This is a genomic window from Glycomyces sp. YM15, from assembly GCF_016918015.1.
Taxonomy (GTDB): Bacteria; Actinomycetota; Actinomycetes; order Mycobacteriales; family Micromonosporaceae; genus Glycomyces.
This window is the reverse complement of the sequence record NZ_JAERMK010000002.1, coordinates 349,828-374,397: the sequence shown is the minus strand read 5'-3', so window position 1 is coordinate 374,397 and position 24,570 is coordinate 349,828. Positions and strand designations below refer to the sequence as shown.

Genomic DNA, 24,570 nt, shown 5'->3' with positions numbered 1-24,570 from the left:
CAAGTGTCCCAAGGAAAAGACAGTCAAAAACAGTACCAACCAAGAACCGCCGAAACCTTGTCCAGCGACCTCGATCAGCCCGCACGCTGACCATCCAAACACCCTGTTGAGTTCTCAAACAACACGCCAACTCAAGACGATCCATAACCGGATTCGGCCTCAGCCGGAGCAACCTCTCAACTCTAACAGTCTCAAACCGCTCTGCAAACTTCAGGTCAATTGACCCGTGTCACACACGATTGAGGCTCTTATGAGTCTCAAAGATTCCCGAGATTCAGCTTCCGGACCGCGCCTAAACTCTGTGAGTTTGTCGCTGGTCTCCGGTGGCTTCCGGACCAGTCCGTTTCGGCTGTTCCGTTCCCCCTCGGGCTAGGACAACATTACACGCCTTTTCGAGGGCACGAAACAGGGGGTCCCCTTTTTGATCGCGACGGCTCTGAGCTGCGGCGATGCCGCTGCGTCGCAACCGGATCGGCTGAAGCGCCGTCCGAAGGCGCGCGTCGGCGATCCGGCTTTGCTCGCTTCATCGCGGGGTCCCTGGTTCGAACCTAGGGGAAGGGTCCGACATTCCGGGGTCGTCGCGGTGAACAACCCGTTGCGATCGGTGTGCATACGCCGGCGCCTTCCCGGAAGCAGTGGCGCGCATCCGAAGACCGCAGAGCCGTTGCGGGGCGGGTACGCGAAAGGGCTGGGCCCGTCTTTCGACGGGCCCAGCCCTTGTTCATGCTTTCGAGCGTTGCCGCTCCGGTCTTACGCAGCGACCTCGGTGGAGGCCGGGACGATGTTGACCAGCTTGCGGCCGCGCTTGGAGGAGAAGAGGACCTCTCCCTCGGCCAGCGCGAACAGCGTGTCGTCGCCGCCGCGGCCGACGAGGTCGCCCGGGTGGTACTTGGTGCCGCGCTGACGGATGAGGATCTCGCCCGCGCTCACGTGCTGACCGCCGAAACGCTTGACGCCAAGTCGCTTGGAGTTGGAGTCGCGCCCGTTGCGGGAGCTGGATGCGCCCTTCTTGTGTGCCATCTGTCCAACCCCTTACTTGGTGATGCCGGTGACCCGCACGAGGGTCAGCGGCTGACGGTGCCCCTGGCGCTTGTGGTAGCCGGTCTTGTTCTTGTACTTGTGGATCTTGATCTTCGGGCCCTTGGTGTGCTCGAGAAGTTCACCGCTCACCGTGACGCCAGAGGCGTCGGTGACCACAGTGCCTTCGTCGACGAGCAACACCGCAGGCAGCGTAAGCGTGTCGCCGGGCGCGCCCTGAAGCTTCTCGACTTCGAGGACGTCACCTTCGGCGACCTTGTACTGCTTTCCGCCAGTCTTGACGATTGCGTACATGTCGACGCGGTCTCCTTGGGTCCTCCCCGGTGCGGGGAAATGAGTTCCCCGCAGGGGAACGGTGTTCTGTCAATTTCGCGGTGCCAGGCACCTGCCAGCTTCGGTTCCGCGAACGTCACCTGGGCCGGCCCGCCGATCGAGCTCCGCGTTCATCCCCGTCGTTCTGGGGAGGAAAAACTGAGGGCTCTATAGGCCGCTCACTAGGGTACGTCATGTACCCGCTGGTTCCGGCATCGGGATCAGCTCAGCGCCGCGAACGTCACAGTCCGCGGCGCCGGGCCGTCCTAGTGCTCGGATGCCGCCGATCCGGCCTCGTCGCCGGGCTCGGTTTCGGCTTCCGCTGCCTCGGTGGGCGAGTCAGCGGCGATCTGCTCTTCGGCCAGGACCTCGTCGGCGTCCGCGGGGACGGCCTCCTCGGTCGCGGCGGCGAAGTCCAGGGGTTCGGTCTCGACGACGGTCTCATTCTCGGCCGATTCGCTCGAGGCGATCGGCTCGTCAGTCGTCTCGTCGACGATCGTGATGCCCTCGTGGTCCTCGTGGTCGTGCTCGGGGAGCGCGGCCGCGATCTTCGCGGTCTCAGCCGCTGCGGACTTCACGTGGGGCTCGGCCTGCTCCTGCTTCTGCTGGCCCTGCTGCTGTTGCTGCTGGCCTTTGGAGCGGTCGCGCTTCTTCTTGCCGCCACCCTGGTTCTGCTGCTGGGGCTGGCTCTCTTTGGCGTTGCCGCCTCCGCCGCCGTTGCCCTTCTTGCGGGTGTTGCCGAGGATCTCGTCCGTGTGGACCATGACCCCGCGGCCCTTGCAGTGCTCGCAGGGCTCGGAGAAGGCTTCGATGAGGCCCTGGCCGACGCGCTTGCGGGTCATCTGGACCAGGCCGAGCGAAGTGACCTCGGTGACCTGGTGCTTGGTCCGGTCCCGGCCCAGGCATTCGGTCAGGCGGCGCAGCACCAGGTCGCGGTTCGACTCGAGCACCATGTCGATGAAGTCGATCACGATGATGCCGCCGATGTCGCGCAGGCGCAGCTGGCGCACGATCTCCTCGGCCGCCTCCAGGTTGTTCCTGGTGACGGTCTCCTCGAGGTTGCCGCCCTCACCGGTGAAGCGACCGGTGTTGACGTCGATCACGGTCATCGCCTCGGTGCGGTCGATGACGAGCGAACCGCCGGAAGGCAGGTAGACCTTGCGGTCCAGCGCCTTGAGGAGCTGCTCGTCGACGCGCATCTCGGCGAAGACGTCCTTCGTGCCGGTGTGGCGCTTGAGCCGCGGCAGCAGCTCCGGCGAGACCGACTCGAGGTACTTGTGGATCTCGTCGTACGCCTCGTCGCCCTCCACCAGGAGTTCCTTGAAGTCCTCGTTGAAGACGTCGCGGACCACCCGGATGAGCACGTCGGGCTCGGAGTGCAGCACGGCCGGGGCGTTGCTCTTCTTCGACTTGGCCTGGATCTCCTCCCACTCGATCTGGAGGCGGGAGATGTCGCGGGCCAGTTCCTCGGGGCCGGCGCCCTCGGCCGCGGTGCGGACGATCACGCCGGCGCTCTCGGGCACGAGCTTCTTCAGCGCCGCGCGGAGGCGGGTGCGCTCGCGGTCGGGGAGCTTGCGGGAGATCCCGGAGGCGTTGCCGCCCGGGACGTAGACCAGGTGGCGGCCCGAGAGGGCGACGTGGCTGGTGAGGCGGGCGCCCTTGTGGCCGACCGGGTCCTTGGTGACCTGGACGAGCACGGCGTCCCCGGGGCGGAGGGCCTGCTCGATCGAGCGGGCCTTGCCGGCGAGGCCGGTGGCGTCCCAGTTCACTTCGCCGGCGTAGAGCACGGCGTTGCGGCCGCGGCCGATGTCGACGAAGGCGGCCTCCATGCTCGGGAGCACGTTCTGGACCTTGCCGAGGTAGACGTTGCCGACCAGGCCCTGGGTGCCGGACTTCGACACGTAGTGCTCGGCGAGGATGCCGTCTTCGAGGACGGCGGCCTGGGAGCGGCCGTTGCGGACGCGCACGACCATCTGGCGTTCGACGGCCTCGCGGCGGGCGAGGAACTCGGCCTCGCTCACGACCTGGACGCGGCCGCGGCCGGACTTGCGGCCGTCGCGGCGGCGCTGGCGCTTCGCCTCGAGGCGCGTGGAGCCGGAGACGCCGCGCACTTCCTCGTTGGAGGACATCGCCCGGCGCTGCGGGGTGCGGACCTTGACGACCACTTCGGCGTCGTCGTCGGTGTCGTCGGGACGCGAGCGGTCGGAGTCCTCCGAGCCGGCGCGACGGCGCCGGCGACGGCGGCGACGGGTGACCTCGGGGCCATCGCCCTCGGAGTCCTCGTCGTCTTCGTCCTCGGACGCGCCGTCCTCGTCGTCGTTCTCGTCTTCGTCGTCGGACATGCCGTCGACGCCCTTGCCGCGGCCGCGGCCGCGGCGGCCCCGGCGACCGCGGCGGCGTCGCCCGGCCTCGGAGTCGTCATCGTCGTCGAAGTCGTCGTCGAATTCCTCGGCGGCGGGCGCTTCGGCCTTCGGCTCGGGCTTGTCGGCGGCGCCCTTCTCGGGGCCCTTGTCGGCGGCGGACCTGTCCGCGCCGGTCTTCTCTGCAGCCCGGTTCTCGGAGCGGTTGCGGGTGCGCTTGCGCGTCGCCTGCTGCTCCTGGGGCTGGGCCTTCTTGGCCTGCGTCTTCTTCGCCTGGCCGCGGCGCGGCTCGGGCTCTTCCTCGCGCTGTTCGCGCTTGGCGGGTTCGGCCTTGGGTTCGGCAGCCTTGGGCTGGACCTTCGGCGGGGGGGCGAACATCGGCGCGACGGTCGCAGCGGCGGCGCGGGGGCGCTCGGTCCGCGGCTTCTCCGCCGGAGGCTCGTCGTTCTTCGGTTTCTGAGGAGCCATGAAGGTCACCGCGACAACGGGAACCTGTTCGCGCGGCTCATTCTCGCGCATATGAATAAATCTCCATTCCAGCCGCCGCCCGGGCGCGTGATGCGATCTGCATCCGCTGCCGCACGGGCGCGGCATCAGCAGTGCGGTCCTCCCGGCGTGGCGAGGCCGACATCCGGCTCGCTTCGCCCAAGAGGCTGGCGAGCCATGCTCCGGCGCTCAAATCATGCCGTTCGGGCCGCACTGAAAGCCTCAACTCGCGCTGGGAATTCAACCTCTGCCCCAGCCGAGTGGTCAAGTCCGTCGCCGTCGTGAGGGACGCGGACAGGACATCTCCAGGTCGCACCATCCGTAGCTGTGTGCGGTACGACAAGGTCGAGTATCGCACACTCTGCGTCATTCGCCGAGCCGGTCAGCAGACCGGTGCCGCCGCTCTCAGTGCCACCCGTCACGAAAGGGTGAGAAAACACGACTCCTCGCGGTTGGCACGGCTCGATCGTGGCCCGTGTCCCATGTACTCGATAAGCTGTGGGCTGGCGCGTCAGCAGCGAGCCTCCAGCTGAGCCAACGCGTACCTCGCAAGCTTCGGCACTGTAAGGACGACGACCATCGCACTCCAGGTGATCGACTCGGACGAGTCCGAGGAACCCCGGGCGGACGGGAAACCCTCCACCTACCAGGGGCGGCATCGCGGTGCCGACCTCTTCCGCCAGCTCACGAGCGTGGGCTGGGTACTCGCCGTGGTCGCGCTCCTGCTCGCGGGCGGGGCCACCGTCCTCTACTGGACCTCCGGGAACGGGGACGAGGCGCCCGCGGTCGACGCGGGGCAGATCGGCGACCTGTGCGAACTCTCGGTGAACGCCGAGCTGCTCTCGCCCTGGGCCGACACCGAGCAGGCGCGGAACCCCGAGGAGTCCTCCAAGGAGGAGGTGCGAACGTTCAACTGCACCTATTCGGCCGAGTACGCCGGGGACGACGCCTACCGGCTGGTGACGCTCTTCTCCACGGTGCAGGTCTACGAAGACTCGGCGAAGGCGCGGGCGGCGCACGCCGGAGTGCTCGACTTCGAGGCGTCCGAGGGCTTCGCGACCGAGAACGTGAGCGGGATCGGCGAGAAGGCGGCGGTCGTGACCGTGGCCGGGGGCGAGGAGACGCAGGTCAGGCTCCACATCCAGATCGCGAACGTGACGTTGAGCATCAATCTGTTCTTCACCGGCGTGCCCCCTGAGGGCGGCGATGTGCGGCAACTGACGGAGGATCTCGGCGCGGGCCTCGTCGACGCGCTCCCCCGAGTGGCGAATTAGGCGGCCCCCTTTAAGCTGGCGGTGACTACCGCGGCGTCAAGTCGACACGCCGGGAATCATTCGCGGAGGATCATCGTGAGCGCCACACCACCCTTTGGCCCGGCATATGACGAGCAGCCCGAGGACGGGCAGCGGCCGGGCGCGGGCCAGTGGCGGCCCCAAGCGGGCAGACCGCACGGGGCGCAGGGCGAGCCGGGCCAGCAGCCGGGCGGCCCGCGCACTCCCGCCGGCGGACAGCCGCGCGTCGGCGGCCCGGGTGGACCTCAAGCAGGCGGCCCTCAGGGCGGCCAGCGCCCGATGCCCCAGGCCGGGCGGCCCTCCCAGGACCCTCGCGGCGGCGCGCCGCGCGCGGGCGGCCCTTCGGCGGGCCGCGGTCCCCAGCCGGGACAGGGCCCGCAGTACCCCTCTCCGCAGCAGCAGTTCTCCCCGCAGCCGGGCGGATACGAGTCGCGGCGCCCGCAGGGCGGGCCGGTGACGGGTTCGACCCCGCGCACGGATCAGTGGGGCGCGGGTTCACCGCCGCGGCGGGACACCGGTGCCCAGCCCGGGCGCGAGGCGGGTTCGCCTCCTCCGGGTGCGAGTGACCCGCTGCAGTTCCAGGGGCAGAGCCAGCCGCAGGGAGCGGGGGCGCCGCCGCACAGGGATGAGCCGTTCGAGGAGGCCGCGTTCGCCGACGAGTCCCGGAGCGAGTGGGGCGGCGGTGGCGAGACCACGACGATCGGGCGGCTCGGCTACATGCCGAAGGAGCCGCGGCGGCGTTCGGACTTCCAGAAGGTGCGCAGCCGGGCGCGCAAGTCGAGCCCGGTGCCGAAGATCATCGGCGCGATCGTCGTGCTGGCCTTGGCGGGCGGCGGCGTGTGGTGGTTCATGAACCGCGACGACGACGGCGGCGACGGCGCGGGCGGCACGGAGACGAACCTGACGTACGAGGGCAGCTCGGAGCCGTGCTCGCTGGTCGACACCGCTCCGATCGAGTCCATCGTGGATGGAGCCGAGCCGGAGGCCGTCGGCGACGCCGAGCAGAAGCGAAGCGGGTGGATCCAGTCCTGCGACTTGACGTACGGCGAGGTCGAGCGGGCGACGGCGCTGGTGGAAGTCGACAGCATGGTGCTCGACTCCGATGCGAAGGCCAGCGTCAACTTCGAGCTGGGCACCGGCGACATCGGCGAGCAGGAGGCCTGGACCCTGGTGGACCCGGCGCCGTCGATCGGCGATCAGTCCGCGGCGATCGCGCGCGTCCCCGAAGAGGGGACCTCGAACTTCCACCTCCATGTGCAGGACGACAACTCCTACACGGTGGTGCGGATCTCGGTGTCCGGGGACACCGCGGTCGACCAGCAGGGCCTGACGGACCTGGCGGTGGCGATCGCGAACGCGTACCTCGAGAACTGGCGCGACGCGAGCTAGCCGAAGCATGAGGGAAGGGGCGGGGCCGATCGGCCCCGCCCCTTCCTTCATGCCTTGATCAGTAGGTTCGCATCGGCGCGCCGAACATCTGCGCCTCGATCGAGGTCGGGGAGCACCACAGGTAGCGCTCCTTCTGGCCTTTGCGGAGCATCGCGATCATGTCGTCGTGCAGCATCTGAAGCCATTGCAGCACTTCCTGGTTGACGCGAATCGCCGAGCGGGCGATTTGCGCCTCTTCGGCGGTGAGCCGCTGCAGGACGGTCATGTGGGCCTCGCCGGTGAGCTCGTCGGCGTAGTTGGTGAGGCGCGGCAGGACCGTGAGCTGGGTGCGCCAGGGGCCGAGCACCGGCTTGGTCTGGGAGCCGCGCTCGCCCACGTCGTAGACGTAGAGCGCCGGGGAGTGCTGGCTGGCCTCGACGGTGACGGGCTGGTCGCCGTGGAGGACCGCGAGGCGGTCGTTGCGGCCGGTCGCGGTCTCGCCCAGGCCGTTCCACTCCTGCGGGCGGGTCGTGCAGACCGCGACGCGGGTGCCGATCGCCAAGGCGCGGAAGACGAGCAGGCGGGCGAGGTAGACGCCGCCGATGAGGTTGATGCGTGTCTCCTCCGGGCGGAAGAACGGGGCGACGACGGGCACCTGCTCGGCGTCGCGGCCGATCACGAGACCGGAGGGCGGGCTGGCCGAGGTCATGAGCTCCAAGGCCCGCGCGGTCGGGATCTGCGGGGCCGACTTGACGGCCTCGACGGGGCGTCCCGCGTCGTTGGCGGTCTCGACGGCGCGGTCGGTGACCGGGAGGCCGTAGACGGTGCCCTCGGTGGGCCCGGCGGAGACCGAGCCGACGCCGAACAGGCCCGCCGACGTCGGCAGGGAGCTGATCGGGCCGCCGGTGATCGGGGCCGCACCGGAGTACGGCATGCCCGAGTACGGCTGGGCCGAAGCGGGTTGCGCGGAGAACGGCTGGCCGGAGACGGGGCTGCCGGACATCGGCTGGCCCGAGATCGGCTGCGCCGAGACCGGTGAGATCGAGGGCGCGCTGACGGGCGCGGCGGAGACCGGCGCGACCGACGGCTGCGACTGTTGGGGCGGTGGCGCGGGCGGCTGGAACTGCGGCTGCTGCGGGCGAGACGGCTGCGGTGCGGGAGGTTGCGCCGCAGGCGGTTGCGAGGCCTGAGGCTGCGGTGCCGGAGGCGGCGTGGCCCGGGCCGGCGTCGGCGGCTGGGCCGGCGGACGCTGCGGCTGCTGGTACTGCGGTGGCGAAGACGGTTGCGGCGCTTGGCCTTGCGACGGCGGACGCATCTCGGGCGGCCGCGGCGTCTGCTGCTGCGGCGGCATGGGCTGGCCCGCCGGTCGCGGCGGTTGCGCTCCGCCGCGGGCGCTGGGCACCTGCGGCGGCGAGGTCGGACGGGCCTGCGGCGCGGAGGGCTGCTGGCCCTGACGCGCGGACGGGGCACCGTAGACGGGGCCCTGCGCGGGCGGCTGCGCGGGCTGGTTGCCGGTCTGGCCCGGTTGGCCGCCGTAGACGGCTCCCTGCGGGGGCTGCGCGCCGCCACGGGCGCTCGGCGGCGTCGCCGCACCGGCAGCGCCTGAACGGCCGATCTTGGTGGTGCCCGAGCCTTCGTCGTCCACGGCGCCACGCTGCTGCTCTTCGTCGTCGTCCGTGTGGCGGCCGGTGCGGTGGGCGCCGCTCTGGTAGGTGCCCCCCTGATAGGTGCCGCCGCCGTAGACGTTGCCGTTGCCGTTGTTGCGGTCGCTCATCGGGGGCCTCCTCCGGTGGGGGCGGATGCGTAGGCGGCGGGGCCGTGCTCGCCGTCGAGGCGCTGCAGGCGGACGCCGAGCTGGTCGGCGACGTTCAGCAGCTGGTTCTGGGCCGACTCCCACGAAGCCTGGTCGAGCGCGAGACGCACGATCCCGTCGACGGCGAGCTGGCGTCCGGTGACGCGGCCGTCGGGGTTGACCTTGCCGTTCGCGCCCGCGGTGACCACAGTGGAGACGGTCACGAACGCGGCGGGCACGCCCGAGAGCGCGTCGCCGGTGCGGTGCAGGGAGGCGGCGTCGGTGGGCCACTTGGTGATCCGATAGGCGACGTGGCGCAATCCGTCCGCGTACCAGTGGCTCCACTCCTCGGCGGTGCGCTCGCCCGGGACGGGCGCGAACGCCACACCGAGCGACTGCGAGACCGCTTCGCGCACACCCTCGGCGTCGAGGATGCGGTTCGGGACGCCGACGTTGCCGAGGAGCTTGCTGACGCGCTGAGAAGTGCTGGCCAGCGCCTTGTACACGCCGTCGACCTCGCCGCCGCGCTCCGCGGTGGCCTCGCGGGCGTCGCGGGCGCCGAGGCGCACCGCGAGCCACGCCTTGTGGTGGACCACGGCGGGGTAGTCGCCGAGGAGTTCACGATAGGAGCGGGAGGCGGGGCTGTTGTCATAGGCGCTCAGGCCGACCGGGGTCGTGTGGCCGATGAGCTGCACGGCGGTGACGGGCACCGAGGTCTCGTCGAAGAGCCGCTCGAGGCGTTCGAGCGGGATCGCTTTCGTGCCTTCATCGGTGGTGCCGATCTCGATGACGGAGAACCAGCCGCCGTTGTCGTGGCCGATGCCGACGTTCTCGTCGCGGTCCTCGATGCCGGTGATGCCCAAATCGGGGGCGATCCGGTGGAGGACCTCGGTGAGCTGCTCGGGGTCGAGCGCGCGAATGCGCCGCTTCATGCGGGACTTGAGCGGCCAGGTCTGGTACCACCAGTAGTCGCCCTTGCGCCAGAACACGATGATGAGCACGACCAGCGCGACACCGCCGCCGGCGGCGCCGGGGATCATGCCGAACGCGAGGCACGCCAACGCAAGCGTGAGCGCCAGCTCGATGGTGATGAGCTGCGCGACCGTGAGCGGGCCGAGCCTGCCGGTCGAACGGGTCGTGAACACGACCGACTCGCCGGGTGCCGGGCCGTTGCCTTGCTGGGCTTGCACGGACGCGGTGCCGCGAGCTTGCTGTTGGGCCTGCAGCATCGTCATGGGCGACGTCTCCAAGATGAAGGTGAGTGGTCGTATCCATCGTATGCGGACGAGTCCACCGCTTGGTCCCCCGCCCTTCCGGTGTTTCGCGCCGATATGGGTGGACCGAACCGCTGGTATTGCGGCGTTAGACTGGCCGGGTGCGATTCCTCCCGCGTATACCTCTCTATTCCGCCGCTGTCGCATTGGCGACCGTCGGAACGGTTCTGCTGGCGACCACTCCTGCTCCGGCGCAGCAGTTGCAGGACGGGTGGGGTCTGCCGATGGTCCCCGACGACGAGCACGCCGCCTGCGTCCCGATCGCCGAGGGCGGGGAGCCGCTCAACAAGGAGCAGTGGGCGAAGAACTTCATCGGCCTCGAGCAGGCGCAGCAGTACAACCGCGGCACGTTCGAGACCGGTTCCAAGAAAGGCCAGCCGGTGACGATCGCCGTCATCGACTCCGGCGTCGCGTCGGGGCGCGTGTCCGACGTGTTCACCGGTCGCCTGTTGGAAGGCTACGACTGGTGGGACGCCAATGCCAAGGGGCAGTGCGACTCGAGCGGCCACGGCACGGGGGTGGCGGCGATCGCTGCGGGGAGCCCGATGGGCAACCCGGGCGACCCGGACTTCATCGGCGTCGCACCCGAGGCGGACATCCTGCCGATCCGGGTGTTCACCGGCGGCAAGGACGAGGGCGGGGACGCTAACAAGAGCAAGGCGGTCGGCCTCGCGATCATCGACGCGGTCGATCACGGTGCCGACGTCATCAACGTCTCCTCGGTGATGCTCGAATCCCCGGACCTCGCCGCCGGGGTCGCGTACGCCATGGAGAAGAACGTCGTCATCGTCGCCGCTTCGGGCAACGCCACCTCGCACATGGACGACGACTCCATCGACGCCGACAAGCAGACGTTCTATCCGGCGAACTACTCGGAGGTCATCGCCGTCGGGGCGCACAACCAGGAGGGGAACTGGTACGAGGGCACCAACTTCGGCACCAATCTCGACCTGCTCGCGCCCGGTGTCGACGTACCGTTCCCGCACGCCGCCGGCGAATACTTCGTCGACACCGGCACCAGCTACGCCGCGCCGTTCGTGGCCGGGGCGGCCGCCCTCCTCAAGGGCCAGTACGGCGCCGAAGCGACGCCGGCGTGGATCCAGCAGCGGCTGCGGGATACCGCGATCCACCCGCCGAACGACTTCAACATCTACCAGGGCCACGGCATCCTCAATGTGGGAGCGGCGCTGACCGATCCGGTCGACGAGGCGGCGATCGTCTCCGACTCGGTGTCCGAGACCCCGAGCGAATCGCCGAGCACCGCCCCGATCGCCGACGAGGACCGCCAGGCCATCGCCGGCCTCGACCCGGACTACGACCCGCTCCGCACGGAGAAGATCATGGCCTGGGCGAGCGTCGGCATCGCGATCGTGCTCGTCACGCTGGTACTCGTGCTGAAGAAGATCATCCCGAAGGGCCGCAACCGCCGCTGGCGGCCGGGCACCCGGAAGGCGGACGTGGTCCCGGTGAAGGCCGCGACCGACTGACGCAGGCTTGACGAAGGGCGGGGACCTCGCGGTTCCCGCCCTTTCGCGTTCCCTCGGGGCGCCGTTTCTTGTATCGCTTCTCCCTTGGGCACGAAGAAACCCGGGCCGTCCTGGCGGACTACCCGGGTTTCCTGTGGTCTTCGAGCTGGGGGAAGCTGCTACCCGCCGAAACGAGACGCGTTCGCGGCCTCGGTCTCCTGGTAGCGGATCTTCGCGTTGTCGACCGCGCGGCCGACGGCTTCGAGGATGTCGTTGATCTTCTCGAAGGACGCGTCCCACTGGGCCTTGGCTTCTTCGTAGGCAGCCTTGTCGGCACCTGCCCAGTCGAGGGCGTCGAGCTGGGTGCGGAGGTCGGCGAGCGTGCTGGTCATTTCACCAGACTGCGACGCGATCTCGGCAGTTGCCGCTTCGAGCTCCTCGTAGCTCATAGCAATACGAGAACCCATGGTTCACCTCTTTCCTTAGTTTCGGGGGGAAGTCTTAGAGTTCGCCGTCGTACTGGCTGAAGTCGGAGCTGGACTCAGCGTCCATCTCTGCCTGCTGAGCAGCCGAGGAGTCGAGGCTGTCGGCGATGTCCTGGAGCGCGTCGAGGAGCTTCGCAGCCTCGATGTCCCATGCCTGCATGACGTTGGCGAACGCGGCGGCACCCTGGCCGGTCCAGGAAGCGGCGAGCTCGTCGCAGAGGGCCTTCAGTCGATCGAGGTTGCCGTCGACCGAGAGCTTGGCGTTGACCGTGTCAGTCGCGGCTTGGGCGACTGTTTCTGTGTCCATTGCGACACCGGCCATATTTCACCTCCAAGTAATAAACCGGGGGCTGAGGCGCTAGCGACCTAGGCCTGCAGGGGTATCCCAGTGAGTTTTGATCGATTCCGCAGTCACCATAACCCGTCCGTGCAAACTCACCGGGTTGGCGGTGCGTCTCTGAGTTTACAAGCATCGGGGACGACCGTGTATCCCCACTTTGTGCCAGCTCCGCAGGCAGGCTTCCCCCGATCGGGTGAGTCCACTCGGCCGCGCGTTCGGTTGCGGGGCAAGCGGGTGCACAAAGCAGGCTTACCGGGGCGAATGGTCCAGTGCTGCGGACGGTGACGCGGGCGCAGCGGTGTCGCCGAAGACAGGGAATGCCCCTGGTGGCCGGGTGTGTCCTGAACTCCCGCTTTCGTGCCATGCGGGACGACCTGTTCAGTCCTGGTTGCTCCAGCTCGGTATGCTGGTCTCAGCACCAATCGAGCGACCGTGCCCTCCGCGTCACGCCGAACGGCTCGGGTCGATATCCCCCTGTAAACCCGATCATTGCACCGAGGTGATGACGTTGTTGGACGCCGGCTCCGGCTACACAGCTAGCTACGACGCGAGCGAAAACCTGTACTCGGTCACGAACACTTCGACCGGCCAGACGACTCAGATGACCGAGGAGTCCTTCGACGAGTTCTTCGGCAAGATGGGTGCCACGATCGAGGATCTCGCGACCTTCCGCGAGCAGCTGCTCGGCGGCAGCATCGTCGTGACGCGTCCGTACACTGAGGCATATCCCCAGGCCGGTTACTACCAGGCGGAGATCGACACGCAGAACCCCAAGTTCGGCGGCTTCGACGACGCGCTCGAGCTGCAGGAGGCGTATCGGACCGGGTTTTACCCCACGCGCGCAGAGCAACTCGACCGTGTTTACCACGGCCTTGACACCGGCCGCGTGGTCAGCGAGGACATCAAGAACAGTTACATCGAGAACGACGGCAACGTCTCGGCCGACGTGGTCACCATCCAGAGCGAGTTCGACACCAAAGGCGGCGGTATCACGGCCAACGATGTCGAGGAGGCTCGCTCGGAGAATGACGGCAGCAACAATATGCCGGCCACCGGTGACGAGCCCGGTTCTGAGGAGCCGCCTCCGATGCTCTAGTCCTGATTCGTCGCTGAAGACCTGACCCCCTAGGAAGGAGTCGAAGATGGCCGCCAAAGGCAAAGGCGTCGACTACTACAAGAGCACCTATACCCACCAACAGCTTTGGGACATGCTCCACGAAGGCGACGACTACGAAGTCGAGCGCGCAGGCTCGGTCTGGGTCTCCGCCTCGAGTGGCATGAAGGCCGCCCGCGAGGAACTGACCACGCACGTAGCGGGACTGCGTGCGCAGTGGACTGGACCTGCCTCAGACGAGTTCGAGAACCGCATGAACCTCGTCAAGCAGTACAGCGTCCAAGCTGAGAACGGTATGAAAGCTGCTGGTGAAACGCGTATCCCGGCCCTGGCTGAAGCGCTGAAGAACGCTCAGGAAACCTCCGCACCGCTCAATCCGGTTTATTTGGACGAGTATGAGGACTGGGTCGAAAGCACAAAGCATGTTGACCCTGCCAGCGCTGAAGCCCAGTCAAAGAAAACTCAGTGGCAGCAGGAATACCAGAACGACCGGAACGCAAAGCACCAGGAGATGGCGCAGATCGTTGCAGATCTTGGCGACGTCTATGCCACCGCGAAGGAGGAGTTCCAAGAGATTCCTCCCCCTCCCCCGAGCGACATGCCTGGTAACAACACTTACACGAAGCCGACCGGCGGTGTGTTTTCCGAGACTGCGCTGAGCGGGTCGAACTCGCTCGACAGCATGCCTGCGAACCAGTCCGCCGATACCGACGGGGATGGCTTTGCCGATTCGCCGGACGACTTCGAGCCGGTCGCAAACGACTGGAATTACGGTTCGTACGACGACGTCGACTCGAACGTGACTGGTGGACTCGCCAGCGGCGGCTTGCTTCCCGCCGGCGGCGGTGGCGGCTTTTCGACGGTCGGCGGCACCGGTGCCATGGGCGGCTCCGCCATCCCTGGTGGCGCAGGACTGTTCGGTCCCTCTCAGGGCGGTTCCGGCTCGACCGGCGGCCGTGGTGCGGGAAGCAGCCCCGCGCGCTCTGGCGCGAACGGCGGTAAGCCTGGTTCGAGCCCCGCACGTTCCGGTGCCAACACCCGGGGCAATGCCGGAAGCCGTCTTTCCTCCTCCAGCCGCAACGCGATCAGCCGAGGCGGCAGCGGCAGCAACGCTCGTGGCGGTACCCGCTCCGGGTATAACGACGATGACGAGGAAGAGACCTACACCCGCGAGACCTGGCTGCGGGAGGACGATGTCGACTGGAGCCAGAACAACGTTCGTCGCGAGGAACTCGACGACGACGATGACGAGAACTGACGGTCGGTGACCAAGGTTTGGGGACGGATGGTCTAGACCATCCGTCCTCAAGCTTTTGTTCGCAGAAGGCAAACAGAAGGGACCCCATGCGCATTGCGCACGGGTCCCTTCTACGTTCTATTGCCGGTTCGGATCACTCGGCCGCCAGGGCGTGCCCTGATCGCCACCGGCGGACGGAGGATTGAACCCTTGTTGCCCCCGCGGGGGCCTGTTGTAGCCTTGTGGACCGGGTGGAGGAGGGCTATAGCCTTGGCCGCCACCCATTGGGGGTCCGCTGTATTGTTGCTGCATCGCGGGCGGCGGCTGGTGGTATCCGCTCGGAACCGGACCGCCATTCGAGTTGAACGCGCCGGCCTCTGCCACAGCAGCGCTCTTCTTGCCACGACCGCGAAGGACCAACCAAACCGCTACCGCTGCGCCGATCAGAACGACAGCAGCAGCGATCACGATGACGGTCGAGAGGTTCGATTCCTTGTTACCTTCGGCACCACCAGCTGCCGGGCCTGCGGACTCTCCTCCAGCTCCGGCTTCGGCAGGCTCCTCGGAGCCACCGTCATCGGGCGAAGCGCCACTCGCACCTGCTTCGCCCATCGGGTAACCAAGCGGGTTCTCCGAGACTTCCGCGATGCCTTCCGCATGGACGGCCTGGTCCGCATTGACGAGCCCATAGCCCGCGTCTTCGCTTCGGGTGCCGCTACCGTCTCCGGCGGTCAGGATGATTCGCTGGATGACGTTACTCGCGTCGAGCTCGGGATGAGCGGCCCAAGTTAGTGCAGCCACTCCACCAACGAGTCCAGAACCCATCGAGGTGCCGCCACCAATAAGGTTGTAAAGCTCCGTGTTCCCCGTACTTTCGTCTTGCGGGATAGGAACCGTCATCGCATCTGCAGGTCCCGCCACTACAACTTCCGGGCCTGTTGTGAGGTTGTCGTACCAAATGCTTCCGTTGCTGTCAGTGCCTGTCACAGCAACGACCCCGGGAACACTTGCAGGGTAGGCCACTTCTTCGGCTGGGTCGTTTCCAGCACCAGCAACCACGATGGCACCTTTGTCGATGACGTATTGAAGCGTCTCGAGATATTCACCGGTGAACACGGTTTCGGCGCCAGTGAGACCCCAAGGAGCAACCAGAACATCTGCTCCGTTGTCTACAGCCCATCGGATCGCCTCGAACTCTTTGCTGCCCATGGCTCCGCCGAAATCTGTAGCCCCAGCCTCCAAGCGAACCGGCATGATTGTCGCTTCCGGGGCCGCAAGCAAGACTCCAGCCGCGACAGCCGTCCCATGTCCATGTGTATCGTGCCAACCCGTGCCGTCTTCGGAATCGAATACGGTGTAGCCGTCAAGGATGTCCTTGTCCTCAAAGTACGGGTGCTCACCGATACCAGTATCGATGACCGCGACGGTGATTCCCTTGCCCTTGGTGGTCTCCCATGCCGCTGGCGCCTGTATCAGTTCAGGGACCCAGGCATTTTCAGTGGTGAAGGTTTCGTCTTGTGCCAAGGCGGCGCTCGGGGTGGCTGCAATGACGGCTGCCGTGGCGAAGACTGCGGCTCCGGCGCCGAAGGCGGCCCGGTGGCATGATCTGCGTTGCGCCGGTCGAGGTTGCGGAGGGATTGGCGTGAGAGGTGTGGCCATAGGGTGAGACCCCTTCCGTGTGCCTGTCGTTACAGCGCGGTCCGCTCTGTCCCACAAGATACCGGACCAACCCCAGGCTTTCGAGGCCGGTTGATCTGGGCACATGTCCTGGGAGAACCGCTGGAGCATGTGCCCGCCAACGTCATCATCTCGGGTTCGGTCCGCCCTCATTCGGCGAAGGTTGTGGAGAGGAGGGCCACGGTGGCTTCCTCGTAGAGGCCGTCGCCAGCGGCCAGGATGCTTGCCAGGGCGATGAATGCGGAACTGCCATCGATGTCGATCACGAGGACGGCGATGTCCTCGTGGGTTTCCTGCTCCCCAAGGCCGGCTTCCAGGTGATGCGGACTTCGCGCCAGCCGGCGGTGTGTCCGTCGAAGTGCATCTCGCCGGCGTGGTTCGCCGACGACCTTCTGCCTCCGCGCCACCGATGTTTTCACCTTCGGCCTATGCCGTTGCGACTAGGCGGTGGAGGCGCCGAGCCGCGTCGGGTCGTAGTAGCTGGCCTCGGGCCAGGTGTCTGCCTCGATGTAGTCATTTGTCGTCGTCGTGCATGACGAGGCCGCCGGTGCGTCCGAGACGTTGCCGTTGCCGTCCGGGGTGTCGAATCGGATCGGACTCCAGGTTTCGCTCGGAGCCGGAGCCGCGGTGCCGAGGTTCGGATAGTTCAGGCCGCAAGGCAAGGGCCAGACTCGTGCCGGGGCACTGCGCCCTGATCGGCTGCTGTCAGGCCGGTTCGCAGCGGGATCGGTAGCCGTCATCCCATGCGGTTCGGTCAGGGTCGGTGGAGGCGTTCGGGTCCTGGTTGGGGCCGATCCTGTAGTCGCCGGTGTCGTCGAAAACCAGGTAGAGGCCGATGGTGGTGATCGGACATTCGAGGACGACTTCCTCGTTCGTCGATGCCTCGACGGCCGTGACGCGGGCGCGGCCTTCGTGTCTGGTCAGCAGGCCGATATCGGTAGGGCGGTAGATGGTGTCCCAGGCGACGGAGGCGGCCGCGGCATGCGGGTATTCGATGATCTCCCAACGGTTGCCGTCTCCAAGGGTGGAGTCGGGATCGTCGATGCCATACTCCTGCAAGCCGAACGGGCAGCCGAATGATTCGGGGCCGTCGGGGCCGGCCAGGCATTCGTCCAGGTAGGCGGTGAGCCGCTCGTTGAGCGTGGCTTCGTCGTCTTCGATGACGGTGAAGCCCTCGAAGGCGGCCTCGACCAGGTATGGGGCCTCTGCGCCGTCCGCGTGGACGAGACGGTCCCCGAGGGCGAGCAGCGGTGCGGCCTCGTATTCGAAAAGCGCGGGAGGATGCTCGTAGAGCTGGTAGACGCCCGGGAGCAGTGCGAAATCGGTCTCGGACGCGGTCTCGATCGGCAGGGTGATCCCGTTGACTTCGAGGTAGGGCACGGGAAGTTCCTCGACCGTCAAGGTCGCGAACGGGTCCGCCACCTTCCAGTCGCCGTCGAGCAGTTCGACGCTGAGCGGATGCGTGAGCTCGGTGTCGTTGGGGCCCTTGATGGTGGCCCAGACGTCAGCGTACTCGGCGACCGGCGACCAGGATCGGAGGTCGAGGTCGAGGATCTCCCAGTCGGTGCTCGTCGCTTCGTGGACGAGCAGGTCCTTCGCGGTAGAGGGCTCGTGCGTCGTCAGCGCCAGCGCTGCCTCGATCTCACCGGATCGTGCGGCCTCGAGGAAGGCCCGCACGGTCTCGACCGGTTCGTTCGCCTCGCGGTCGGTGTACACCCAGCGCGCGGTGTAGCCGGCCGCGGCGAGGGCGAGGATCAGGGGGACGGCGATGGCGATCCGGCGGCGGGTACGGGTCCGCATCGGCACGTCGGGCCAGTGCTGGACGGCGCGAGGATCGGGCGGGATTCGGCGGACGACCATTGGAGTTCCTTGGGCGGCTCAGGGTTTCGGGGATCGCGACTCACCGTACTGCTGGACATCCACACGGTTGCGTCGGATTTCTATGATGACCGGGTGAACCCCTCACTTGAGCCCGAAGCGCCCGAGCGACGTCGTGTACCCGATTGGGCGTTCGCCGTGGGGTTGGCCGTCTCGATCCTGGCGCTGGTCTACGTCCCGCTCTGGGCGCCTGACCCCGCGAATTTCGTTGAGCCGCAGACGGTGGGCGAGGCCGATCCGGTGCGTCCGGGGGACGATGCGGCGGGCGAGTACGTGGCGCTCGCTGAAGTGCGGCCGGAGGAGGAGCCTCCAGCTGTGGCGGCCGTGGCGATCGAGGCGTTCGGCTATGACGTCTCGGTGGACGACATGGCGTTCACCTGGGGCGCTTCGATTCGCAACACTCATGGCGAGTACACGGCGAACTTCGGGTTGCAGGTGACGGTCGAGGGGGTCGAGCTCTATGAGAACGGCGAGTATGAGGCGCTCGACAGCGGGATGACGCCGCCGGGGGGCGAGGTCCGGGTCGGTGGGGCCTTCTTCATGGAAGATGACTTCCCGTCCGATCCTGTGGTCGATATCAAGGTCGTGCGGTTGGAGTGGTTCGCGCTCGACGGCGGGATGCCTCCGGAGCCGCAGGTGTCGCGGCAGAGCGCCCGTCTCGACGGGGTCGACGAAAGGGACGAAGCGAGCCGGCGGATGCAGTTGTCTGTGACGATCACGAACACCGCCGCTCATGCGATCAGGCCCAGTCTGTCGGCGATCTTCCACCGCGCCGACGGCACGCCCGTGGGCGGTGTCAATCTGTTCCTGATCGAACCTGTGCCGCCTGGGGATTCGACCCGTGAGCTCGAGATTTGGATGAAAGACGTGCCGACCGGGGCGGATCTTTCGCTGACCGAGTTCGTGCCGACCTGGTAGTCGCTAGTCGCGGCAGGTGATGCCGTTGATGGTGTCGGTGGTCGGGTCGCCTTGGGGCAGTATGCATTCGGTGGGCGGGGTGGCGCGTTCGACGCAGGGGCTCTCGAGGTGGAGGGTCGGGGGCCCGGCCTCGGTGTAGGCGAGGGTGATGGCGTGGACGCCGGTGGCGGTGGGATAGGCGGCGTTCTCGTTGACGGGGAAGTCGCGTTCGGCGGTGATGCGGCGGTTGCCCGCGAGGGTGTCGCCGTCATAGGTGAGGGTGAAGTCGCCCTGGGTCCAGCGGGCGGCGATGGGGGCGGGGGCGCCGTCGCGGAGTTCGTAGGTGAGCTCGTAGCGGTAGGTGGCGTTGCCGGTGGGGGTGGTGTAGTCGCAGGGGACGACGTCGAGGGTGCGGGTGGTGAAGCCGGGGAACTCGGGGATGGCGTCGGCGGTCTCGGTGACGGCCTGTTCGAGGGCGGCCCAGGTCCCGGCCTCGGTGTATTCGCCGCCCGGGGCGAGCGGTTCGGTGGAGGCCTGGGCCCATTGGCGCACTTCGGTTCCCAGGAGGAGCGCGCCGGCCAGGGCGGTGCTGCAGACGACCGCTTCGGGGATGAAGTGGCTGCGGCGGGGGCTCGGGTCGAGGCTGAGCCAGGCGCGGGCTTTGGCGGTGGTGGCGAGCCAGAGGCCGGCGAAGAGGAGGGGGCCGACGGTGACGAGGTGGCGGATGCCGACGTTGTTGGAGCCGTCGCTCATGGTGTCGGCGAGGGGCATCGCGCTGGGGGTCAGGAGGAGCACGGTCTGGACGACGGCGAGGGTCGCCGCGGCCGCGAGGTAGAGGCGGGTGCGTCTGCCGCTGCGGGCGAGGCGGAGCGCGGCGAGGAGGTTCACCGGGACGGCGGGGCCGAGGATGGCGAGGTAGGCGAGGCCGCGGGCGCCGAGGTCGTTGTCGACGCCGGGCCAGGCGTAGGCCTGGACGCCTTCGAAGGCCCAGGTCCAGGTCGCGATGACGGTGGCGGTTGCGGCGATGAGGAGGAGGCGGAGGGTCTGGACGCTGATCGGGGGCCGCGTTCGGGTGTGCGGTACCGCGGTCTCGGCCGTGCCACTGGGGATGGTGGTGGCGTCGGGGCCGGGTCGGGTGAGCAGCGGTTTCATGCGGGGCCTTGGTGTCCAGTGGCGCGAGCGGAGTTCGCGTCCGTTCTGAGACTAATACGCCGCAGGGCCGCCCACCGGTTGCGGTGGGCGGCCCTGCGATCTGCGTCAAGCCCTGTGACCTGCTGCTAGGCAGTGCCGTTCGGGGGGAGCAGCGTCGTCTGGATGAGCTGCTCGCCGTCCTTGCGGCGGACCAGGGTGCCGCGGCCCGGGGGCTGCGGGCTGGGGCGGAGCTTGCCGAAGATCGCGCCTTCCTCCTTGCGGCCGCTCATGAGCAGGCCTGGGGATTCGAGCTGCTTGATCTGGCCGACGATCGGGTCCATCATCGCGCGGGACGCGCCGGAGGCGCGGCGGGCGATGATGACGTGGAAGCCGATGTCGCGGCCCTGCGGGATGAGTTCGGCGATGGCGGCCATCGGGTTCACCCGCTGCGCCACCATCTCGTAGTCGTCCACGATCAGGTACAGGTCCGGGCCCGTCCACCAGGACCGGTCGCGCAGCTGCGCCGGGGAGACGTCGTCTCCGGGGAGCCGCCGCTCGATCGGGCCCTTGAGGTTCTTGACGGAGGTCTCGAACTGCTTGCCGGACATGGCGTAGTCGAGCAGGGTCGGCTTCGAGATCTCCTCGAGCATGCCGCGCCGGTAGTCCGCCATGATGACCTTGGCCTCCTTCGGCGTGTACGTCGCCTGGATCTGGCGGGCGATGTGACGCAGGAGGTTGGTCTTGCCGGATTCGGAGTCGCCGAACACGAGCAGGTGCGGCTCGGTCTGGAAGTCGAGGTACACCGGCTTGAGCCCGGCCTCGTTGAGGCCGATCGGGATGCCCGGCTTCGAGCGGTCGACGGCCTGGAGGAAGTCGGCCACGTGGAGCTGGCGCGGCAGCAGCCGCACCGGCGGGCAGGGTTGGAAGCGCCAGGCCTGCTTGACCTTCTTGACGAAGTCCTCGACGCCGGGCTGCAGGTCGTCGCCGTCGCGGATGCCGTCGATGCGGGGCACGCCGGAGAGGAAGTGCAGCTTCTGGAGTGAGAGGCCGCGGCCGGGACGGTTCTTCGGCACGTTCGCCGCCGCCTTGCGGTCGATCTCGGACTCCATGTTGTCCGAGAGCTTCAGCTCCAGCTTGAGGCCGAACATGTCGCGCATGTTCATGCGGATGTCGCCCCAGCGGGTGCAGGTGACCATGACGTGCACGCCGTAGGCCAGACCCCGGTTGCCGATGGCGCGGACCTGGTCGACGAACGACTCGAAGTCCTCGCGCAGCGTCATCCAGTTGTCGATGACGAGGAAGATGTCCCCGTAGGGGTCCTCCTGGAACCGCCCCTCGGCCTTCATGCGCCGGTAGGAGTTCATGCCGTCGATCTTGTTCTCGGTGAAGAACTTCTCGCGCTCGTCCAGGATGCTCGTGACCTCCTGGATGGTGCGGCGCACGCCTTCTTCTTCCTGGCGGCCGAAGACGCCCGCGACGTGCGGGAGGTCCTCGATGCCGCGCAGGGTGCCGCCACCGAAGTCGAGGCAGAAGAACTGCACTTCGCGCGGTGTGTGGAGGAGCGCGAGCGAGCCGATGAGCCCGCGGAGCATCGTCGACTTGCCGGACTGGGCCCCGCCGGCGATGGCCACGGTGCCCTGCGCACCCGAGAGGTCGACGACGAACGGGCTGCGTCGCTGCTCGAACGGCCGGTCCTCCTCGCCGAGCACGGCGTGGAGCTTCCCGTTGAGCGAGAAGCCCTTCGGGGACAGGCCGCGCACCGGGTCGGCTTCGAGCGGGGGCAGCAGCTGGTCGAGCGTCGGCGGTTCGAGGAGCGGCGGGAGCCACACCTCGTGGGCGGGGCGGCCCATGCCGAGGCAGTTGTTGACCATGACCTCGAGTTCGGAGAGCTTCTCGTTCTCGTCGTCGGCCGCGGTCGCCTCCAGCACTTCCTCGGGCTCCTCCTCGACTTCGGGTTCCGGGGGGAGCTCGACGAAACCGGGGAGGAAGCGCTGCACCTTGTGCTGCACGGCCGCGATGCGCTCGGCGCGCGAGGCGACGCGTTTCGGCGGCTTGTAGGAGCCACCGACATAGGCGGCGCGGAAGCGCACGAGGTCCTGCGTGCCGACCTGGAGGTACCCGTGGCCGGGCGCCTGCGGCAGCTCGTAGGCCGCGCCCGAGCCGATGACGGTGCGCGACTCCTGCGCCGAGAAGGTGCGGAGCGCGACGCGGTACGACAGGAACGTGTCGAGGCCCTTGAGTTTGCCTTCCTCGAGGCGCTGCGATGCGAGGAGCATGTGCACGCCGATCGAGCGGCCGATGCGGCCGATCTGGAGGAACAGGTTGATGAACTCGGGCTTCGCGACGAGCATCTCGGAGAACTCGTCGGCGATGATGAGCAGCGTCGGCATGGGGTCCATCGGCTGCCCGGCCTTGCGGGCCTTCTCGTACTCCCACCGGTTGGTGAAGTTGCCGGCGGCGCGCAGCACCTCCTGGCGGCGCACGAGCTCGCCTTCGAGCGCGTCGGCCATGCGGTCGACCAGCTCGATCTCGTCGGCGAGGTTGGTGATGACCGCGCTGACGTGGGGCAGCTCGTCGAGGGCGGCGAACGTCGCGCCGCCCTTGAAGTCGACGAGGATGAAGTTGAGCTCTTCCGAAGAGTGCGTGGCGATCAGGGAGCCGATGATGGTGCGGAGCACCTCGGACTTACCCGAACCGGTGGCGCCGATGAGCAGGCCGTGCGGGCCCATGCCGCCGACGGCGGACTCCTTGAAGTCGATGTCGACGATGCCGCCGTCCGGGCCGGGCCCGATCGGGACCTTCAGGTAGTCCTTGACCGGCTTCTCGCGCCAGTGCACGGCCGGGTCGAGCGCCGCGGCGTCGTTGAAGCCGAGCATCTCGGGCAGCGACGACGGGTTCGCCAGCGGCGACTGGTCCTCGTCCCCCGACTCGGTCTTCCCGGCCGCGCCCTTGAGCGTCAGCCGCCAGGGCGCGAGCGAGCGGGCCACGCCCTCGGCCTGGTTGTAGGACATGCGGTCGGGCTTGCCGAGCACGCGGCGACGTCCGGCCTGGTCGGTGTAGATCTCCTCTTCGGTGACGTCGTAGAGCTTGATCTGCGGACCGGGCTTGCGCGGCAGGTAACCGGAGAAGTCGAAGACCGTGACGCCGGCCATGCCGTCCGCGGCGATGATGCCCGTGGGGTCGACCTCGCCGCCGTCGAGGATGACGACCAGGTGCGGCTGCCCCTCCCCCGCGGTGGAGCCGGGCGACCACGCGCCGCGGCCCGAGAGCTGTTCGCGCAGCGAGTTCTCCAGCTGCGTGGTGGTGTTGTAGAACATGCGGACCGGTCCGGCGCCGTCCTCGGCGGACGGGTGCTGGAGGTGCGGCAGCCACTTCATCCAGTGCCACTCGGGCATCCGCTCGTTGTCCGCGACCACCGCGACGATGAAGTCGTCCGGGGAGTGGAGCACCGCGCCCTGGACCAGTTGCGCGCGAAGGTTGTCGACGACGAGCGCCCGGTCGCCGCGAAGGACCACGCGGGCGGCCTCGGTGTACTTCATCGAACGGGGGATGTCGATGACGTTCGAGTGCGCGGCCACGAAGCGGCGCAACGCCATCGAGGTCATCGGCTCCAGGTCCTCGACGGGCTTGGTCTCGGGCGGGACCAGCTTCATCGTCATGCGCTGCTTGCCGACGCCCACGCGGATGTCCAGCGCGTCGTCGTCCTTCGCCCGGCGCTCCCACATGCGGCGGGAGCCCACGAGCGACCACAGGGCCTTCGGGTCGGGGTGGCGCCACCGGGCCGCGCGCCACTGCCGCTCGGCGCCCTTGCGGGCCCGGCGGCGCACCTGGTTGAGGTAGCGCATGTAGTCGCGCCGGTCGGCGTTGAACTCGGCCTTCTTCTGGGCGCGGTTGCCGCCCATGCTCGTCGCCATCATGCCGACCATGGAGATGCCCATCATGGCGCCCATGGCGATGCGCAAGGTGTTGTTGCCCCCGGAGCCGCCTCCGGTGGTGCGGCTCATCATCATCATCGCCATGGCCGCAGCGCCCGCGAGCATCGGCAGGATCATCAGGTACTGCGTGATGTTCTTGGGCTGCGGGTCGGGCATGTCCGGCGGCGACTCCAAGAGGATGTCACCGCGTGGGGCCTGCGGGCCGCGCTTGCGCGGAGGCCTGCGGAAGAGTTTGGTCGTCACAGAGGGTCCTTGTGCTCACCGGGGGATGCGCCTACCACGGGGACGCTTGCTGGCCGTAACTTAGCGCTGTCGTATAAAGGATGTAAGTGCGCTCTGTCGAGTATCGCACTACTAGGGTAATGCCGGATCGCCACTCTGCTGGTACAACCACGCCGCCGGCACTCCCACGCGCCGGTACGCCCACGCCGGTCCCCCCGCCGTTGCATGCGGCATTTATCCTTGAACGGTCCCCCGATCACCGACCC

At 68.0% G+C, this 24,570-nt stretch carries 19 protein-coding genes; 6 read left to right on the top strand and 13 right to left on the bottom strand.

The window, feature by feature from the left end:
* Positions 1-750: 750 nt before the first annotated feature.
* The 3 genes from rpmA to JHY01_RS04310 form a co-directional block, all read right to left on the bottom strand.
* Positions 751-1,020 (bottom strand): 50S ribosomal protein L27, encoded by a 270-nt coding sequence (gene rpmA, locus JHY01_RS04320; RefSeq protein ID WP_205324360.1) that lies wholly within the window; start codon positions 1,018-1,020, stop codon positions 751-753.
* 12 nt (positions 1,021-1,032) lie between these two features.
* The gene (rplU, locus tag JHY01_RS04315; protein WP_205324359.1) at positions 1,033-1,332 is read right to left on the bottom strand and encodes a 50S ribosomal protein L21; all 300 of its coding nucleotides are present in this window, start codon (positions 1,330-1,332) and stop codon (positions 1,033-1,035) included.
* Positions 1,333-1,616: 284 nt separating this feature from the next.
* Positions 1,617-4,178, bottom strand: a complete 2,562-nt coding sequence (locus JHY01_RS04310) for an Rne/Rng family ribonuclease (RefSeq protein WP_240192348.1) — start codon at positions 4,176-4,178, stop codon at positions 1,617-1,619.
* 608 nt (positions 4,179-4,786) lie between these two features.
* Between JHY01_RS04310 and JHY01_RS04305 the strand changes: the two genes are divergently transcribed.
* Positions 4,787-5,470, top strand: a complete 684-nt coding sequence (locus tag JHY01_RS04305) for a hypothetical protein (RefSeq protein ID WP_205324358.1) — start codon at positions 4,787-4,789, stop codon at positions 5,468-5,470.
* 75 nt (positions 5,471-5,545) lie between these two features.
* On the top strand, positions 5,546-6,877 hold the full coding sequence (locus tag JHY01_RS04300) for a hypothetical protein (RefSeq protein ID WP_205324357.1): 1,332 nt from the start codon (positions 5,546-5,548) through the stop codon (positions 6,875-6,877).
* Between the two features lie 58 nt (positions 6,878-6,935).
* Here the strand turns inward: JHY01_RS04300 and JHY01_RS04295 are convergent, their stop codons facing one another.
* Together JHY01_RS04295 and eccE are read right to left on the bottom strand one after the other, a co-directional pair.
* Positions 6,936-8,630 carry a hypothetical protein gene (locus JHY01_RS04295; protein ID WP_205324356.1) on the bottom strand — a complete coding sequence of 565 codons (1,695 nt, stop codon included), beginning with the start codon at positions 8,628-8,630 and terminating at the stop codon, positions 6,936-6,938.
* Positions 8,627-9,883, bottom strand: coding sequence for a type VII secretion protein EccE (gene eccE / locus JHY01_RS04290; RefSeq protein WP_205324355.1), 1,257 nt, complete (start codon positions 9,881-9,883; stop codon positions 8,627-8,629). The genes JHY01_RS04295 and eccE overlap by 4 nt, the downstream gene beginning before the upstream one ends.
* Positions 9,884-10,068: 185 nt before the next feature.
* Between eccE and JHY01_RS04285 the strand changes: the two genes are divergently transcribed.
* A complete protein-coding gene (locus tag JHY01_RS04285; protein ID WP_205324354.1) occupies positions 10,069-11,409 on the top strand; it encodes a S8 family serine peptidase in 1,341 nt (446 codons plus the stop codon).
* Between the two features lie 158 nt (positions 11,410-11,567).
* Here the strand turns inward: JHY01_RS04285 and JHY01_RS04280 are convergent, their stop codons facing one another.
* A complete protein-coding gene (locus JHY01_RS04280; RefSeq protein WP_205324353.1) occupies positions 11,568-11,837 on the bottom strand; it encodes a WXG100 family type VII secretion target in 270 nt (89 codons plus the stop codon).
* Positions 11,838-11,889: 52 nt separating this feature from the next.
* Positions 11,890-12,180, bottom strand: coding sequence for a WXG100 family type VII secretion target (locus tag JHY01_RS04275; protein ID WP_205324352.1), 291 nt, complete (start codon positions 12,178-12,180; stop codon positions 11,890-11,892).
* Between the two features lie 535 nt (positions 12,181-12,715).
* Between JHY01_RS04275 and JHY01_RS04270 the strand changes: the two genes are divergently transcribed.
* Positions 12,716-13,309: a hypothetical protein gene (locus JHY01_RS04270; protein WP_205324351.1), complete on the top strand. Its 594-nt coding sequence runs from the start codon at positions 12,716-12,718 to the stop codon at positions 13,307-13,309.
* Between the two features lie 46 nt (positions 13,310-13,355).
* Positions 13,356-14,585 carry a hypothetical protein gene (locus tag JHY01_RS04265; RefSeq protein WP_205324350.1) on the top strand — a complete coding sequence of 410 codons (1,230 nt, stop codon included), beginning with the start codon at positions 13,356-13,358 and terminating at the stop codon, positions 14,583-14,585.
* 117 nt (positions 14,586-14,702) lie between these two features.
* Here the strand turns inward: JHY01_RS04265 and JHY01_RS04260 are convergent, their stop codons facing one another.
* From JHY01_RS04260 to JHY01_RS04245, 4 genes are all read right to left on the bottom strand, one after another.
* A complete protein-coding gene (locus JHY01_RS04260; RefSeq protein WP_205324349.1) occupies positions 14,703-16,088 on the bottom strand; it encodes a S8 family serine peptidase in 1,386 nt (461 codons plus the stop codon).
* Positions 16,089-16,390: 302 nt separating this feature from the next.
* Entirely contained in the window at positions 16,391-16,648 is a 258-nt protein-coding gene (locus tag JHY01_RS04255; RefSeq protein WP_205324348.1) for a hypothetical protein, read from the bottom strand.
* A gap of 33 nt (positions 16,649-16,681) precedes the next feature.
* Positions 16,682-16,903, bottom strand: a complete 222-nt coding sequence (locus JHY01_RS04250; protein WP_205324347.1) for a hypothetical protein — start codon at positions 16,901-16,903, stop codon at positions 16,682-16,684.
* A 43-nt stretch (positions 16,904-16,946) separates the two neighbouring features.
* Positions 16,947-18,101 carry a hypothetical protein gene (locus JHY01_RS04245; protein ID WP_205324346.1) on the bottom strand — a complete coding sequence of 385 codons (1,155 nt, stop codon included), beginning with the start codon at positions 18,099-18,101 and terminating at the stop codon, positions 16,947-16,949.
* Between the two features lie 93 nt (positions 18,102-18,194).
* On the opposite strand from JHY01_RS04245, the gene JHY01_RS04240 reads away from it, so the two are divergent.
* Positions 18,195-19,037, top strand: coding sequence for a hypothetical protein (locus JHY01_RS04240; protein ID WP_205324345.1), 843 nt, complete (start codon positions 18,195-18,197; stop codon positions 19,035-19,037).
* A gap of 3 nt (positions 19,038-19,040) precedes the next feature.
* Here the strand turns inward: JHY01_RS04240 and JHY01_RS04235 are convergent, their stop codons facing one another.
* Positions 19,041-20,168: a hypothetical protein gene (locus JHY01_RS04235; protein ID WP_205324344.1), complete on the bottom strand. Its 1,128-nt coding sequence runs from the start codon at positions 20,166-20,168 to the stop codon at positions 19,041-19,043.
* A 125-nt stretch (positions 20,169-20,293) separates the two neighbouring features.
* A complete protein-coding gene (gene eccCa / locus JHY01_RS04230) occupies positions 20,294-24,325 on the bottom strand; it encodes a type VII secretion protein EccCa (RefSeq protein ID WP_205324343.1) in 4,032 nt (1,343 codons plus the stop codon).
* Between the last annotated feature and the right edge of the window lie 245 nt (positions 24,326-24,570).

Bases quoted from the DNA above. Each gene is read 5' to 3' on its own strand.
- rpmA (WP_205324360.1), bottom strand. From the start codon at position 1,020: ATGGCACACAAGAAGGGCGCATCCAGCTCCCGCAACGGGCGCGACTCC.
- rplU (WP_205324359.1), bottom strand. From the start codon at position 1,332: ATGTACGCAATCGTCAAGACTGGCGGAAAGCAGTACAAGGTCGCCGAA.
- JHY01_RS04310 (WP_240192348.1), bottom strand. From the start codon at position 4,178: ATGGCTCCTCAGAAACCGAAGAACGACGAGCCTCCGGCGGAGAAGCCG.
- JHY01_RS04295 (WP_205324356.1), bottom strand. From the start codon at position 8,630: ATGAGCGACCGCAACAACGGCAACGGCAACGTCTACGGCGGCGGCACC.
- eccE (WP_205324355.1), bottom strand. From the start codon at position 9,883: ATGACGATGCTGCAGGCCCAACAGCAAGCTCGCGGCACCGCGTCCGTG.
- JHY01_RS04280 (WP_205324353.1), bottom strand. From the start codon at position 11,837: ATGAGCTACGAGGAGCTCGAAGCGGCAACTGCCGAGATCGCGTCGCAG.
- JHY01_RS04275 (WP_205324352.1), bottom strand. From the start codon at position 12,180: ATGGACACAGAAACAGTCGCCCAAGCCGCGACTGACACGGTCAACGCC.
- JHY01_RS04270 (WP_205324351.1), top strand. From the start codon at position 12,716: ATGACGTTGTTGGACGCCGGCTCCGGCTACACAGCTAGCTACGACGCG.
- JHY01_RS04265 (WP_205324350.1), top strand. From the start codon at position 13,356: ATGGCCGCCAAAGGCAAAGGCGTCGACTACTACAAGAGCACCTATACC.
- JHY01_RS04245 (WP_205324346.1), bottom strand. From the start codon at position 18,101: ATGGTCGTCCGCCGAATCCCGCCCGATCCTCGCGCCGTCCAGCACTGG.
- JHY01_RS04235 (WP_205324344.1), bottom strand. From the start codon at position 20,168: ATGAAACCGCTGCTCACCCGACCCGGCCCCGACGCCACCACCATCCCC.